Source organism: Kutzneria viridogrisea DSM 43870 (genome assembly GCF_000525635.1).
Lineage (GTDB): Bacteria > Actinomycetota > Actinomycetes > Mycobacteriales > Pseudonocardiaceae > Kutzneria > Kutzneria viridogrisea.
This window is the reverse complement of record NZ_CP007155.1, coordinates 4192703-4206717: the sequence shown is the minus strand read 5'-3', so window position 1 is coordinate 4206717 and position 14015 is coordinate 4192703. Positions and strand designations below refer to the sequence as shown.

The 14015-nt window shown below is 72.4% G+C and carries 15 protein-coding genes; 7 read left to right on the top strand and 8 right to left on the bottom strand.

What is annotated here, in order from left to right:
- Positions 1-44 precede the first annotated feature (44 nt).
- The 4 genes from KALB_RS18745 to KALB_RS18730 all read right to left on the bottom strand — a co-directional run bounded on the left by KALB_RS18745 (position 45) and on the right by KALB_RS18730 (position 2808).
- Positions 45-956, bottom strand: coding sequence for a CPBP family intramembrane glutamic endopeptidase (locus KALB_RS18745; protein WP_025357253.1), 912 nt, complete (start codon positions 954-956; stop codon positions 45-47).
- Positions 953-1252 (bottom strand): response regulator transcription factor, encoded by a 300-nt coding sequence (locus KALB_RS18740; protein WP_236650284.1) that lies wholly within the window; start codon positions 1250-1252, stop codon positions 953-955. The genes KALB_RS18745 and KALB_RS18740 overlap by 4 nt, the downstream gene beginning before the upstream one ends.
- 187 nt (positions 1253-1439) lie before the next feature.
- Positions 1440-1967 (bottom strand): DinB family protein, encoded by a 528-nt coding sequence (locus KALB_RS18735; protein ID WP_025357251.1) that lies wholly within the window; start codon positions 1965-1967, stop codon positions 1440-1442.
- Between the two features lie 10 nt (positions 1968-1977).
- Positions 1978-2808 (bottom strand): nitroreductase/quinone reductase family protein, encoded by an 831-nt coding sequence (locus tag KALB_RS18730; protein ID WP_030111271.1) that lies wholly within the window; start codon positions 2806-2808, stop codon positions 1978-1980.
- A 334-nt stretch (positions 2809-3142) separates the two neighbouring features.
- Here KALB_RS18730 and srmL point away from each other — a divergent pair, with 334 nt between their 5' ends.
- The gene (gene srmL / locus KALB_RS18725) at positions 3143-4252 is read left to right on the top strand and encodes a PheS-related mystery ligase SrmL (protein ID WP_025357249.1); all 1110 of its coding nucleotides are present in this window, start codon (positions 3143-3145) and stop codon (positions 4250-4252) included.
- Between the two features lie 229 nt (positions 4253-4481).
- Positions 4482-5225, top strand: coding sequence for a polyprenol monophosphomannose synthase (locus KALB_RS18720; protein WP_025357248.1), 744 nt, complete (start codon positions 4482-4484; stop codon positions 5223-5225).
- A 116-nt stretch (positions 5226-5341) separates the two neighbouring features.
- On the opposite strand, the gene KALB_RS18715 is transcribed toward KALB_RS18720, so the two are convergent.
- Genes KALB_RS18715 through KALB_RS18700 form a run of 4 tightly spaced genes read right to left on the bottom strand, consistent with a single transcriptional unit; the run spans position 5342 to position 9340 of the window.
- Positions 5342-6601 carry an SAM-dependent methyltransferase gene (locus tag KALB_RS18715; protein WP_025357247.1) on the bottom strand — a complete coding sequence of 420 codons (1260 nt, stop codon included), beginning with the start codon at positions 6599-6601 and terminating at the stop codon, positions 5342-5344.
- A complete protein-coding gene (locus tag KALB_RS18710; RefSeq protein ID WP_025357246.1) occupies positions 6598-7368 on the bottom strand; it encodes a DUF1365 domain-containing protein in 771 nt (256 codons plus the stop codon). The genes KALB_RS18715 and KALB_RS18710 overlap by 4 nt, the downstream gene beginning before the upstream one ends.
- Positions 7362-8624 (bottom strand): NAD(P)/FAD-dependent oxidoreductase, encoded by a 1263-nt coding sequence (locus tag KALB_RS18705; RefSeq protein WP_025357245.1) that lies wholly within the window; start codon positions 8622-8624, stop codon positions 7362-7364. The genes KALB_RS18710 and KALB_RS18705 overlap by 7 nt, the downstream gene beginning before the upstream one ends.
- A complete protein-coding gene (locus KALB_RS18700) occupies positions 8621-9340 on the bottom strand; it encodes an alpha/beta hydrolase (protein WP_025357244.1) in 720 nt (239 codons plus the stop codon). The genes KALB_RS18705 and KALB_RS18700 overlap by 4 nt, the downstream gene beginning before the upstream one ends.
- A 223-nt stretch (positions 9341-9563) precedes the next feature.
- Here KALB_RS18700 and KALB_RS18695 point away from each other — a divergent pair, with 223 nt between their 5' ends.
- From KALB_RS18695 to KALB_RS18675, 5 genes are read left to right on the top strand one after another with little or no spacing between them, the layout of a single operon-like run.
- Positions 9564-10166, top strand: coding sequence for a phosphatase PAP2 family protein (locus KALB_RS18695; protein WP_025357243.1), 603 nt, complete (start codon positions 9564-9566; stop codon positions 10164-10166).
- The gene (locus tag KALB_RS18690; protein WP_025357242.1) at positions 10163-11002 is read left to right on the top strand and encodes an alpha/beta fold hydrolase; all 840 of its coding nucleotides are present in this window, start codon (positions 10163-10165) and stop codon (positions 11000-11002) included. Before KALB_RS18695 ends, KALB_RS18690 begins: the two co-directional genes overlap by 4 nt.
- Before the next feature lie 11 nt (positions 11003-11013).
- Positions 11014-12648, top strand: a complete 1635-nt coding sequence (locus tag KALB_RS18685) for a bis-aminopropyl spermidine synthase family protein (protein WP_148309523.1) — start codon at positions 11014-11016, stop codon at positions 12646-12648.
- 16 nt (positions 12649-12664) lie between these two features.
- On the top strand, positions 12665-13204 hold the full coding sequence (locus tag KALB_RS18680) for a DinB family protein (RefSeq protein WP_025357240.1): 540 nt from the start codon (positions 12665-12667) through the stop codon (positions 13202-13204).
- Between the two features lie 9 nt (positions 13205-13213).
- Positions 13214-13657, top strand: a complete 444-nt coding sequence (locus KALB_RS18675; RefSeq protein WP_025357239.1) for a phosphatase domain-containing protein — start codon at positions 13214-13216, stop codon at positions 13655-13657.
- Positions 13658-14015 lie beyond the last annotated feature (358 nt).

Genomic DNA, 14015 nt, shown 5'->3' with positions numbered 1-14015 from the left:
ATCTGTCCGCCGCGCGGTGGTGTGAGCGGCCGATCGGGTCTGGCTCAGGGCCCGCTCGGTTGAATTTTAGTCGACACTGAAGTCATAGTGTTATATGACTTGGCGGTGAGCCAGGCGTAGCCGGGCATGACCAGCACGGCGGCGACCAGCGCGGGCCAGGAGGCGTCGGCGGCACTGCCCTCCCCGCCCAGCCCACCGAAGGCCGCCGCCAGCAGCAGGGCCACCAGGTTGTTGACCACGTGCAGGGCGATCGCGGCCTCCAGCCCACCGGTACGCACGGTCAGCCAGGCGGCCGTGGCGCCCCACAGGATCAGTTCCAGGAAGCCGCCGGGCTGGCCGAAGCCGTGCAGCAGGGAGAAGACCAGCCCGCTGGCGAGGATGCCGGGCCACGGGCTGCGCAGCCAGCCGCCGAACCACTGCACCAGCCAGCCGCGACACAGGAACTCCTCCCCCGCGGCCTGCAACGGGCAGAGCAGCAGCACGACGAGGGCACCGGCCAGGAAACGCGGCCAGCCCTGCCACTCGCCGAAGTCACCGTCCCAGGTGTCCTGGCTGCTGGCGATGGCGAGCCCGATGTGCAGCGCCAGCAACAGCACCACGGCGGGCAGCGCGATCAGCACGCAGCGCGCGAGCCAGTTCCAGCGCAGGCGGCCCCGCACTGAGCAGACGGTGCCAGCCGGACGCCGCTCCCCCAACGACACGGCCAGCAGCACGGCCGGGATGAACATGGCCAGGGTGAACAGCTGCACGGCAGTGTCGGCGACCGGATCGGCGAACACCGCGCTGCCCTCGCCGCGGGCCAGCCCGGTGATCAGGCCGACCGCGTAGGCCACGACCACCGAGCCCATGAGCAGCAGCGTGCCGAAGCCGAGCAGCAGCAGGGCGCTGAACAACGGGCGCCACCACCGGTACGGGCCGGTGTGCGCCATGCGGTGGTACGGCAGCACGGCGGTCACGGCGCCTCCCTGGTCTCGGTGCGCGGTCCGGCCCCGTGGGCCAGGGTGGCGGCTGCCTGCGCCCGGTTGGCGCAGTCCAGCTTGGTGCGGATCCGGCCGATGTGCGCCTTCACGGTGCCCGCGCCCAGGTCCAGCCGCGCCACGATCTCCGCGTTGGACAAGCCGGTTCCGACGTGTCTGAGCACTTCTCGCCCCGCGCCGGTGAGGGCGCCGACCCGGCCTCGTGCCACCGCCGAGGTGTCCAGGATGCCCGCGCGCAGGAGCGCCTCGTCGGCGGCGACCAGCACTTGGATCACGCGGCCCAGCATAGGAGGCGGATCAGCCGGCACGTGGGAGATCCAGCACGACGGCCTGCGCCGTGCCGGGCAGCGGGGCCTCCCCCGCCACCGCGCGGAGCGACCGCACCATGGGCTCATCGTGCCTGGTCGCCGGGCTGGGACACCAGCGCCGACCGGCCAGCTGGGCTGGCCGGTCGGCCACGGTTCACTCGCCGATCCGCCCGTCGGCGAGTTCCCGCGCCACGTCCAGGTGACCGGCGTGCCGCGCGTACTCCTGCAACACGTGGAACAGGATCCAGACCAGCGTGGGCCGGTCCCCTTCACTGGTGAACCGCCCACCCAGCCGGGCCAGGTCGGTCAGCTCGGCGTCCGCGACGATCTCCCGTGACCGCTGGCACTGCGCCAGGAAGAACGTCCGCACCTGTTCCGCGCTCTGCTCGGCGGGCACGTGCCACCGATCGCGGTCCGGATCCCGGTCGCCCCAGGGCCGGTCGACCGGTTCGGCGGCGAAACCCCATTGCAGCCAACGGCGTTCCACGTGCGCCAGGTGCAGGAGGAGCTCCAGCGGGGTCCAGCCCGAGGGCACCTGGCTGCGCCGCAGGTCCTCTTCGGACAGACCGTCGACCTTGCGCAGCACGGCATCCCGGTAGAAGTCGAGATAACCGGCCAGCAGGTCGCCGGGCGCGGTGAGGTGGATCGGCGGTTCTTCGGGCGGTTCGATCTCGGTCAGCACGCCCGGGACCCTAACCGAGTTCGGGCGCGGGCCCCAGCGCATTGAGCGCCGCGACCACGGTCCGCTCCTCGTGGTCGAAGTGGGCCTCCAGCTCGGCGCTGAGCCGGTCCAGCTCCGCCCGCAGCCGGTCCGGGTCGGACTCGGTGTCCACCAGCTGCTGGATCCGCTCCTGGAGGCGGGCCACCACCACGTGCTGCTCCCCCAGCTCGTCCAGCACTGGGGCCAGCTCCGGGAACCGGTCCGCCAGCATGGGGAACGCTCCCCTGTCCTCGCCGGTGTGGTGCTGGGTCAGCGCACCGCAGAACCGCGCGCAGTGCGCCCGCAGCTGTGCGGCCAGTCCGGGCTCGGCCTGCGCGCGCAACTCGGCGAGTTCCTTGCGCAGCCAGGCATGCACCTCCACGAGGAAGTCGCCCAGCCCCTTGACGCGGTGCAGCGTCACCACGGGGATCACCCGCGTGGTCCTCGCCTGGTAGTCCGCGTAGCCCGGTGCCTGCTCGACCGCCGCGGCGAACAGGGCGTCGCGCTCGGCGCCCTCCGGTACGGCCGCCACCGCCTGGTACGTCTCGGTCCCGGTCTCCACCACGACCTTCGGGTCGCACAGGATGTTGTGGTACCAGGCGGGATTGCCTGGCGCGCCGCCCGCCGAGGCGATGACCAGCGGCTGCCCGGCCACCTCCAGGTAGCCCAGCGGAACCGTGTGCCGCCGGCCGGTGCGCGCGCCGGTGGTGGTGAGCAGGGCCAGGCGCGCGCCGGCGAACATGCCGCCGACCTCGCCCCTGTTGGCGCGGAACTCCGCGATGACGTTGCGCTGGAACTGGTTGAAGTCGAAGTGCTCTGACATGTGGTCCTTTTCGCGATCCGAGGTGATCGGAGGGCGGACGCCACGAAGAGAAGGCACGACAAAGCCCCGCTGGCCTGAACGCAGGAGAGACGGACCCGTTCCGTTCTCAGGTGGCTGAAGTAGCCGCTACCTCCATGCGTAGGCCCATCCGGGGCTCGTCTTCGACGGTAGCACACGTTAGGCTGCCGCCGTGCGCAGTCAGCGATTTAGCCGCCCCCTGGCCCCTTCCGGGCGCCACCGGGGTCAAGGCCGCGCGCGCTGAGCCGACCTCGCCGGGCGAGTCCACGGGCCAGGGGGTGCTCCCCCAAACCCGTACTCGTGCCAGGAGGCCGACATGCCCACTCTGCTCAGCCCTGACCAACTCGCCCGCGACCTCGCCGTCCGGGACCTGACCGATCCCGCCGCCGGGCCGCACGCCATCCAGCTGGTGGTCGACCGCGCGGTGACCGCGCTGGCCGAGCGTTGGGGCTGCGAGGTCCGCTGGTGCCGCGGCGACCGCGTGGTGACCGTGGCCGACAACTACGACAACCTGGGCTACGCCGCCGAGGACGTCACCCGCGACGCGCGCTACACCCGGTACGTGACGCCGGACTCCGTGCTGCGCAGCCATTCCAGCGCCCTCGTCCCCGCAGCCCTGCGCGCGCTGGCCGCCGACCCGTCGCCGGACGTGCTGCTGGTCTGCCCCGGGGTGGTGTACCGCCGGGACGCCATCGACCGGTTGCACAGCGGCACACCGCACCAGCTCGACCTGTGGCGGATCTCCCGCCGTGCCGACCTCGACCTGGACGAGATGGTGACGATCCTGGCCGGGGCCCTGCTTCCCGGCACGGCGGTCCGCTGCCAGCCGCGGGCGCACCCGTACACCCGGCACGGTCTCCAGGTGGACCTCGCACGGGGCGCGGAGTGGGTGGAGATCGCCGAGTGCGGGCACGCCCACCCCGAGGTGCTCGCCCGTGCGGGACTGGACGGGTCCTGGCACGGGTTGGCCCTGGGCATGGGGCTGGACCGCGTGGTGATGCTGCTCAAGCGGATCGGGGACATCCGGGTGCTGCGCTCGGCCGACCCGCGGATCACCGAGCAGCTGGGCGACCTCAGCCCGTACCGGCCCGTGTCGACGATGCCACCGGTGCAGCGGGACCTGTCCATCGCGGTGCCCGCCGAGGACGTGGCCGAGGACCTGGGTGATCGCGTGCGGGACGCGCTCGGCGCCGAGGCCTCCTGCGTGGAGTCGGTGCGGATCCTGGACCGGACGCCCTGTGCCGACCTGCCCGAGCGCGCGCTGGCCCGGCTCGGCGCCACCCCGGAGCAGCACAACCTGTTGGTGCGCATCGTGTTGCGCCACCTGGACCGGACGCTGTCCGACCACGAGGCGAACCTGGTGCGGGACCGGATCTACGCGGCCCTGCACCGGGGTTCGGCGCACCAGTGGGCGGTCACCAGCTGAACGGCCCGGCCCAGATCGGTCGGCGGCGACACCCGGCGGCTCGTCCCAGAGCCGGGTGTCGCCGCTCCGGGTGTAGTGCGGGCGAACCCGGCCCAGGCCGCCCACCGCGACACGCCGAGCCGCCCGTCACAGGTGGACACGTGCTGAACTGGCTAGACTCGCCACCGCCGTCACGGTCAGCGCCCCGTTCGACGTGCCACTGCCACGCCGGACCAAGCAAGGATCGATCATGGTGGAAGCCAGTCCGAAGATCGTTGTCGTCGTGCCCACGTACAACGAGCGGGAGAACCTGCCCGTGCTCGCGGGCCTGCTCGCCGAGCTGGAGCTGCCGAACCTGCACCTGCTCGTGGTGGACGACAACTCCCCCGACGGCACCGGGGACCTGGCCGACGAGCTGGCCGCCGCCGCCCCCGACTCGGTGGCCGTGCTGCACCGCACCGAGAAGGACGGGCTGGGACGCGCCTACGTGGCCGGGCTCACCCGCGCGCTGGAGGACGGCGCCGAGGTGGTGGTCCAGATGGACGCGGACCTGTCGCACCCCGCCTCGGTGATCCCCACCATGGTGCGGACCCTGCTCGACGGGGATGCCGCCGTGGTGCTCGGTTCCCGTTACGTGCCAGGCGGTTCCACCGCGGCCGAGTGGCCCTGGCACCGCAAGGCCCTGTCGGCGTGGGCGAACTTCTACGTCAACACGATCCTGCGGCTGGGGGTCAGGGACGCCACCGCCGGGTTCAAGGCCTGGCGGGCCGAGACCCTGCGCGCGATCGACCTGCCCTCCATCCGCAGCAACGGCTACTCGTTCCAGGTGGAGATGAACCACCGGGTCGTCCGCGAGGGGCTGCGCATCGCCGAGGTGCCGATCACCTTCGAGGAGCGGGTCGAGGGCGCCTCGAAGATGAGCCTGGGCGTGCAGTTGGAGTCCGCCCTCACCCCGTGGAAGCTCCTGTTCGGCAAGGGATCCCGCAAGTCGTGAAGTGCCCGGCACACCAGCGTCCACATGGGACTGACGCGCCGGCTCGGCCGCGCCTCCCCGTGGCGTGAAGGTGGCTTTCACTGCGCTGGGCGCAGTGAAAGCCACCTTCACGGCGCCTATTTCGCCAGCGAGAGCTGGTGCACGTCCAGGTAGCCCGCGCGGAACCCGGCCTCGGAGTAGGCCAGGTAGAACTCCCACATGCGGCGGAAGGTCTCGTCGAAGCCCTGGGCCGCGACCTCCTCCCAGTTGTCCAGGAACCGCTTGCGCCACAGCCGCAGGGTCAGTGCGTAGTCCTGGCCGAAGGCGCGGTCCTGCACCACGCGCAGCCCGGTGTACTCGCTGACGGCCTCGCCGATGGACTCCACGGAGGGGATCAGCCCGCCGGGAAAGACGTACTTGTGGATCCAGGTGTACGCGTTGGCGGCGGCCAGCATCCGGTCGTGCGGCATGGTGATCGCCTGCAGGCCGACCTTGCCGCCCGGCTTGAGCAGCCGGTCCAGGGTGCCGAAGTAGGTGGGCCAGTACTGCCTGCCCACCGCCTCGATCATCTCCACGCTGACCACGGCGTCGTAGTGGCCCTGTGCCTCGCGGTAGTCCCGCATCAGCACCTGCACCCGGTCGGCCACCCCGGCCTCGGCGATGCGCCGCTCGGCGAGCTTGCGCTGCTCGGCGGAGATGGTCAGCGTGGTGACCCGCGCCCCGCGCTGGGCCGCGCGGATGGCCAGCGCGCCCCAGCCGGTGCCGATCTCCAGCACGTGCGACTCGGGGCCGACCGAGGCGAAGTCCAGCACACCGTCGATCTTGCGCAGCTGGGCGGCGTGCAGGTCGGTCTCCCCCGGGCCGAACAGGGCCGAGGAGTAGGTCATCGACTGGTCCAGGAACGCCGTGAACAGCTCGTTGGACAGGTCGTAGTGCCGGTGGATGTTCTCCCGGGCACCGGGCAGCGTGTTCTCCTCGGTGTCCGGCTGCACGCGCTCGGCAAGCCGCCGCAGCGACTGCAGGCGGCGCGGGATCAGCGTGGACATGCGCGCCGCGAACGGGGTGAGCAGGTCGGCGGGCTCCGGGCTGGTCCAGTCGCCGACCATGTACGCCTCGCCGAAGCCGATCTTGGCGTCGGCGCCGAGCCGGTGGAAGAACGCGGCGGGCCGGTGCAGGTGCATCACCGGCGCGTCGGGGCCACCGGCGCCGAGCACGCGGCCGCTGGGCAGCACCACGCGCACCGGCAGACCGCGCACGGCCCTGCGGAACAGCGAGGCGGCGATTCTGGCGCGCAGCGGGGAGTTCGGGACCTCGGTCAGTCCCGGCCACACACCCTGCTGCGGGATGGGGATGTGCCGTGCCGACCGGGACCTGCGGCGGGTGGAGCTGGCGGTCATTGGACACCTTCCTGGGGCTGGTGCTTCGGGCGCCGAAGGATGGGGATCCGACGTAGCCACAACGTGATTCCGTGCCTGCGGATCAATGCCGACACGCGGTGGGTGATCAGGGGCCTGCGCAGCAGCAGCCGCACCAGGGCCCCGTTGCTCAGCGGCTGCCGCCGTCCGCGCAGCACCGCGGTGAGCGGGGTACGGCCGTCCTGGCGCAGCGCGATGGTCACCGACAGCTTCGGGCCCGGCTCACCGAAGCGCATCTGGTACTGGCCGCCCATCTCCAGGAAAGGCGAGACGTAGAAGCACTTCTCGGTCCGCGCGCGGCCGGACTGGTCGGGGCGCAGCAGGTAGCAGTGGCGCTCGCCGTAGGTGTTGTGCACCTCGGCGACCACGCACTCCAGCTCCCCGTCGGGCCGGTGGCACCAGTAGACGGTCAGCGGGTTGAACACGTAGCCCAGGCACCGCGCGTTGGCCAGCATCAGCACCCGGCCACCGGCCAGGTCGACGCCCTGCGTGGCCAGCCAGGCGTCCAGGTTCTGCCGGATCGTGCGCTCGGGCGAGCCGAGGTGATCGCGGGCCTCGAACCGGGCGAAGGGCCGCAGCGGTGCGGGCAGCTCGGGCAGGGCGTCCACGTCGACCAGCCAGAGGTACACCTTGTGCGCGAACTGGTAGTCGATGCGCTCGCGGCGGACGTGCACCACCTCGGCGTCGTACAGCGCGGGCGCCTGGTAGCCGGCGGCCCGCCCGGTGGGCCGCGCGGCCGGGGCTACCACGGCGCCCCCAGCGACTCGGCGGCGCGCACCCCGGAGGCGCAGCCGTCCTCGTGGAAGCCCCACCCGTGGTAGGCCCCGGCGAACGCCGTGGTGCCGTCGGCCAGCTCGGGCAGCCTGCGCTGCGCGGCGAGCGACTCCGGGGTGTAGACCGGGTGCTCGTAGACCATCTTGGCCAGCACCGAGTCCGGGGCCACCCGCCCGGTGGCGTTGAGCGTGACCACGTACGGCACGGGCTCACGCAGCCGCATGAGCCGGTTCATGTGGTAGCTGACCAACACCGGGCCACCCTCGTCGCGGCAGGAGGGCTTGAGGTAGTTCCAGGAGGCCCTGGCGCCCTCGGCCACCGGCAGCACCGAGGTGTCGCTGTGCAGCCAGGTCTCGTTGCGCGAGTACTGGAAGGCGCCCAGCACCGCGGACTCGGCGGCCGTCGGGTCGGCCAGCAGCCGCAGCGCCTGGTCGGGGTGGGTGGCCACGACCACCTTGTCGAACTCGTGCGCCTGGTCGGACTCGTCGCGGACCTCCACGTGGTCCGCGCCCCGGCGCACCGCGCGCACCGGCGTGGACAGCTGCACCGCGGACAGGCCCTTGACCGCACGCTCCACGTACCGCTTGGAGCCGCCGACCACGGTCTTCCACCTCGGGGTGCCGCCGACCGACAACATGCCGTGGTTGTCCAGGAACTGGAACAGGTACCGGGCCGGGTAGCGCAGCGACAGGCCCTCCCCGGAGGACCACACCGCGGCGACCACGGGCACCATGAAGTGCTGCACGAAGTAGTCGGAGTAGCCGCCCAGCGCCAGGAAGGCGCCCAGGGTGACGTCCCCGGCCTCGGGACGGTCGATCACCCGGCGGGCGTGCCGGTGGAACCGCGTCACCTCGGCGAGCATGCGCAGGTAGCGCCCGCGCAGCAGGTTGGCGCGCTGGGCGAACAGGCCGGGCAGCTGCCGGGCCCCGGCGTACTCCAGGCCGCAGCCCTCGCAGCGCACGCTCATGGACATCTCCGAGTCCTGGGTCGCCACGCCCAGCTCGCGGAACAGCCGCAGCAGGTTGGGGTAGGTCCGCTCGTTGTGCACGATGAACCCGGAGTCCACGGCGGTGAAGCCCCCGCTGGGCGTGGGCAGGTCGTGGGTGTGCGCGTGCCCGCCGAGACGGTTGTCGGCCTCGAACAACACCACGTCGTAGCGGCGTTGCAGCAGGTAGGCGGCGGTCAGCCCGGACACCCCCGAGCCGATCACCGCGACCTTGCCACGAGTCATCGCACAGCCCCTTTCAGCGGTACCCGCAGCCCGTTCGGGGCGGGCTCACACATGGCGTTCGTGATCACCGGGGGCATCGGTTCGAACCCGAGGCAGCCCAGCGTGAAGCCGGTGACCAACCTGGTCCACTCCGGGGCGCGGCGCAGCATGGCGTGGCCGTCGCCGTGCACGTCGAAGCGCGCCACCTCGGCGATCCGCCTGGCGCGCAGCGCGTACTGGTAGGACAGCGCGGGGTCGGTCCACCGCTCGCGGTCCCCGTGCGCGATCAGCAACTGGCGGCCCGCCAGCGCCTCGACCGGCTCCTCCGGCTCGGTCCACGGGGCCAGTGCGCAGACCCCGCGCACGGCCGGGTCGTCGGCCACGCGGAACGCCGTACGTCCGCCCATGGAGTGGCCGACCAGCACCGCGGGCACGCCGGGGTGCCGCTCGTGCAGCCGGTCCAGCGCCCAGCGCGCGTCGCGGACCGGGTCCAGGTCAGGCGCGTTCCAGCCCCGGTACCGGTAGCTGAGCAGCCACACCGCGAGCCCCTGCCCACCGCCCGCCCGGTGCAGGTCGCGGGCGAAGGGCACCATGCGCAGGTAGGTCAGCCGGCGCCGGTTCGCGGCGCCGTGGCTGTGCGAGCGACCGCCGTGCAGCAGCAGGGCGACCGCGGTGACCTGGCGGTCCTCGGCAGGGGCCCACTCGGTGAGCTGGGGAGTGCGAGGGCTCGGGGGCATCGGGCCTCGTCCTGGTCGGCAGTGGGTGACGTGAATGTCTTCGTGCCTGGCCTTCCTCCGGTTCACCGCAGGTTGCGCGGGACAAGTGTGACTTCGAGTACCCGTCCGGTCACCCGAACCGGTTCAGATGTCGTGGCAGTGTGGAGAAGGTGTCCAGGGGGTGACGCGAGGGCCAATCACGGCCTGCGGCATTCTTGATCATGAGGCGACGGAAGGCGGTTGGGTGAACTACGAGATCTTCAGCGTGATCAACGGGCTGGCGGGCCAGTCGTCGGTGCTGGACGCACTGGGCGTGTTCGCCGCCAAGTACCTGATCTACCTGTTCTTCGCCGGGGCCGCGGCCGTCACGCTGCTGCGGGCCCGCGAGGACGGCTGGTGGCCCGCGGGTGCCTGGCGGATCGGCCAGGTCGGGGCCACGCTGGCCATCGGGTTCGCCTTCTCGGTGGCGGTCCGCATGCTCGGGCTGTCGCTGCGCCCGTTCCAGACCCACCAGGTGCACCAGCTGATCGAGCACGCCCCGGGCACCTCGCTGCCCAGCGACCACGCCACCGCCTCCTTCGCGGTGGCCATCGCGGTGTGGTTCTTCGTCTCCCGCAAGTGGGGCCCGTACTTCATGGCGGTGGCCGCGGTGATCGCGGTGTCCCGGGTGTTCGTGGGCGTGCACTACCCCGCCGACATCACCGCGGGCGCCCTGCTGGCGACCATCGCGGGGCTGCTGGTCTGGGGCGCGACCCTGGCCCTGCGCGAGCGCGTGCTGCCCCCGGCGCGGCAGCAGTGGGACGAAGATCAGCTCACCGAGGACCGGGCGCTAGAGTCGACCAAGTGATCGAGAACATCCGCATCCCCACCCCCGCCGGGACCTTCGACGCGCTGGCCTGCGGCGAGCAGGACGGACGCGCAGTGCTGCTGCTGCACGGCTTCCCCGAGGCGGCGGCCGAGTGGGAGTTCCAGCTCAGGGCCCTGGGTGGGGGCGGCTGCCGGGCGGTGGCCCCCGACCAGCGCGGCTACTCCCCCGGCGTGCGGCCCGAGCACGTCACCGACTACCAGGTCAGCGAGCTGGTCGGCGACGTGGCGGCCATCGCCGACGAGCTGGGCTGGCAGCGGTTCGACCTGGTCGGCCACGACTGGGGGGCCATCGTGGCCTGGGCAACGGCCGCCGCCCTGCCCGAGCGCGTGCGCAGCCTGACCGCGGTGTCGGTGCCGCACCCGGTCGCCTTCACCACGGCCCGTGCCGAGGACGAGGACCAGGCCGAGCGCTCCCGGTACATCTCGGTGTTCCGGCAGACCGGTGCGGCCGAGCGCAGGCTGCTGGAGGACGATGCGCGGGCGCTGCGCGGGATCTACCAGTGGAAGGTGCCCGAGGAGCGGGTCGAGGACTACGTGCGCCGGTTCAGCGAGCCGGGCGCGCTGACCGCGGCGCTGAACTGGTACCGGGCCATGGACCTGATGCCGGAGGTGGCCCCGGTGTCGGTGCCCACCCTGTTCGTGTGGAGCACCGAGGACGCCGCGATCGGTTCGGCCGGGGCGCTGGCCACCGAGAAGCACGTCACCGGCCCGTACCGGTTCGAGATCATGGACGAGGTCTCGCACTGGATCCCGGAGGAGGCGCCCGAGCAGCTCACCCGGATGATCATGGAACACCTGCTCGCGCACCGGGTGTGAGAGGCTGCGCCGTGCCCATCGAGCAAGTGCAAGAACTGGTCGCCGAGGCCGGAGCGCACGCGCGCCCGCTGCGCGAGATCCTCGCCGAGCTGACCGAACGCCCGCACGACCTGGCCTCCCTGGTGCGGACCAGTGCCGTGTCCCGGCGCACGGTCGAGGCCGTGCTGGCCGCAGCCGGGGAGGACCTGGTGGAGTCGGCGCAGGGCGTGCGGCTGCGACCTGAACGGGTACCGGCCTACCGCGAGCTGTTCCGGTACGAGCAGGTGCGGAGCACCGCGCTGACCGATCCGCTGGCCGCCCGGCTGGCGGCACACGGGGACCTGGTCGAGGAGATGGCCAAGCTCATCGCCGCGGCGCCGAAGTCCAGGCAGGCGCTGGACCACGTGTCGGCCACGGCGGAGACGGCCGTGCGCCGTGCGCTGTGGCTGGACGCCACGTTCGACCTGGACGGGGCGAACCTGCTGTGCGTCGGCGACCACGACCTGACCTCGCTGGCCGTCAAGCGGGTCAACCCGGCGGTGTCGGTGACCGTGGTGGACCTGGACGAGCGGATCCTGGAGTTCATCGACGGCCAGGGCCTGGACGTGCGCTGCCTGTTCACCGACCTGCGGTTCGGCCTGCCCACCGCGGTCACCGGCTGGGCGGACCTGCTGTTCACCGACCCGCCCTACACCCCGGAGGGCGTGCGGCTGTTCCTGGCACGCGGCCTGTCCGGGCTGCGCGACCGCGAACTGGGCAGGCTGGTCATGGCCTACGGCTTCGGCGAGCGGCAGCCCGCGCTGGGGCTGAAGGTGCAGGAGGCGGTGCAGGACCTGCACCTGGCCTACGAGGCGATCCTGCCGCACTTCAGCCGCTACGACGGCGCGCAGGCCGTGGGCAGCGCCAGTGACCTCTACGTGTGCCGCCCCACGGCACGCAGTTGGAAGGCCCTGGACAACCCCACGCGCGGCTCTGGGACTGGGCCGAACATCTACACGCACGGCCCGCAGTCCCTGGAGGGCGCGGGCGAGGCGCTGGACCCCGCCGCGGTCGAGGCGATGTCCGCGGCTGCGGTGGGCGAACGGGGCCTGCCGCTGGTGACCGTCGCCGAGAGCTGGCACCCGGCGAGCACTGGGCTCGGTCATGTCAAGCTCAGCACCCTGCTCGGTTCCGGACTGCCCACCGGCATCGCCCGGCGCCGCCCGTACGGGGTCGCCGTGGACCTGTCTGCCGATCCCGGCGCGTGGCTGCTGCGCGCGCTGCTCGCCGTGAACGCCGACCGGGTGGCACTGCTCGTGCCGAACAACCACCCGGACCTGGCCAGTTCGGCGAGCCAGCGCGAGTTGTCGGAGTTGGTCGCGGGCAAGTACGCGCTGCGATTCCTGCGCAACACGCCCGATTCCCGGTACGCCTTGGTGGTGGCCGAGCTGGTCGCGGAGCCCTCGCTGGTGCTGGAACGGGCGCACGGCAAGGTCGGCAACGCCTGGCGCGAGGCGCTGGTCCGGGCCGGTCGCGACCTGCCCGACGGGCCGTTGACCAAGAACCAGGCCCGCGCGCTGATCCAGCAGGCCGTGCCGCGCGCCGAACTGCTGGACGCCTCGCTGCTGGAGCTGCCGCGCCACCAGATCCGGCTGGTCCTCGACGGCGTCCGGGATTGTCAGGGGTAGGTGCGATGCTCCCGGCATGAGCGATGACGACGACGCCTACTCGGCGGTGTGGGCCGGGGACACCAGGAGGACTCCCCCGCTGGTCGGGGACGAGCGGGAGGTCCTGACCTCCTACCTGGACTGGCACCGGGAGACCTTCGAGCTCAAGTGCGCGGACATCGCGCGGCGGCGGCTGTCCGAGCGCAGTGTGCCGCCGTCCACGATGTCCCTGCACGGCCTGGTGCGGCACCTGGCCGCCGTCGAGCGCTACTGGTTCGCCCAGCAGTTCGCCGGTCAGCAGTTACCTGACCTGTACTACACCAGGGACGACCCCGACCAGGACTTCAACGACCTGGCCGGGGACGTGGACGAGGTCTTCGCCGTGTGGCGCGAGGAGTGCCGCCGCTCGCGGGAGATCGTCGCCGCCGCTGAGCTGGGGCAGACCGGGGTGCACCGGCGCAGCGGGGATCCCGTGTCGCTGCGCCGCATCCTGGTGCACATGATCGCCGAGTACGCGCGGCACAACGGTCACGCCGATCTGCTGCGCGAGGCCCTGGACGGGCGGGTGGGCATGTAGAAACCTCTTGTGAGCAGCACACACCTCACCGGCGCGATCCAGCTGCCCGACGGGGCCTGGATCCGCGGCCGGGGACTGCGCGACCCCGCACCGGGCGACCCCTCCCCCGAGTACGGCCTGTACCTCGGCTCGCACCGGCTCCGTGCCCGGCACGACCCCGTGCTGCGCTGGCCGCACGACTGGCTCGACTGGCCTGACTTCCTGCTGCCACGCGACTTCCAGCGCGCCGTAGAGCTGATCCACGCCCTGCACGACCGGGCCCGCTCCGGGGCACGGGTGGAGGTCTGCTGCGGCGGCGGGGTCGGCCGCACCGGAACGGTCATCGCCTGCCTGGCGGTCCTGTCCGGACTCGACCCCGCCGCGGCCCTGACCTGGACCCGCGCCCACCACAACCCCCGCGCCGTCGAAACCCCCTGGCAACGCCGCTGGATCACCCGCTTCGCCCACGCCTGACCCGCGAGTCCCGCCCCGGGGCGCACGAATCCCGCTCTGACACACGCGAGTCCCGCTCAGGGGCGGACGAGTCCCGCCCTACGGAGCGCGAGTCCCGGTCTGCCGTGCGCGAGTCCCGGTCTGCCGTGGGTGAGTCCCGCCCTGGGGCGGACGAGTCCCGTCCTGCCGTGCGCGAGTCCCACCCTGGGGCTGGCGAGTCCCGTCCTGCCGTGGGCGAGTCCCGCTCTCCGGTGCCCGAGTCCCGCCCTGCGGAGCGCGAGTCCCGCTCTGACACACGCGAGTCCCGCTCTGGGGGCGGGCGAATCCCGGTCTGACACACGCGAGTCCCGCTCTCCGGCGCGCGAGTCCCGCTGCAAGG

Excerpts from the sequence above, each read along its gene's own strand:
- KALB_RS18680 (WP_025357240.1), top strand. The coding sequence starts at position 12,665 with ATGAGCGATGACGACGACGCCTACTCGGCGGTGTGGGCCGGGGACACC.
- KALB_RS18700 (WP_025357244.1), bottom strand. The coding sequence starts at position 9,340 with ATGCCCCCGAGCCCTCGCACTCCCCAGCTCACCGAGTGGGCCCCTGCC.
- KALB_RS18705 (WP_025357245.1), bottom strand. The coding sequence starts at position 8,624 with ATGACTCGTGGCAAGGTCGCGGTGATCGGCTCGGGGGTGTCCGGGCTG.
- KALB_RS18730 (WP_030111271.1), bottom strand. The coding sequence starts at position 2,808 with ATGTCAGAGCACTTCGACTTCAACCAGTTCCAGCGCAACGTCATCGCG.
- srmL (WP_025357249.1), top strand. The coding sequence starts at position 3,143 with ATGCCCACTCTGCTCAGCCCTGACCAACTCGCCCGCGACCTCGCCGTC.
- KALB_RS18720 (WP_025357248.1), top strand. The coding sequence starts at position 4,482 with ATGGTGGAAGCCAGTCCGAAGATCGTTGTCGTCGTGCCCACGTACAAC.
- KALB_RS18715 (WP_025357247.1), bottom strand. The coding sequence starts at position 6,601 with ATGACCGCCAGCTCCACCCGCCGCAGGTCCCGGTCGGCACGGCACATC.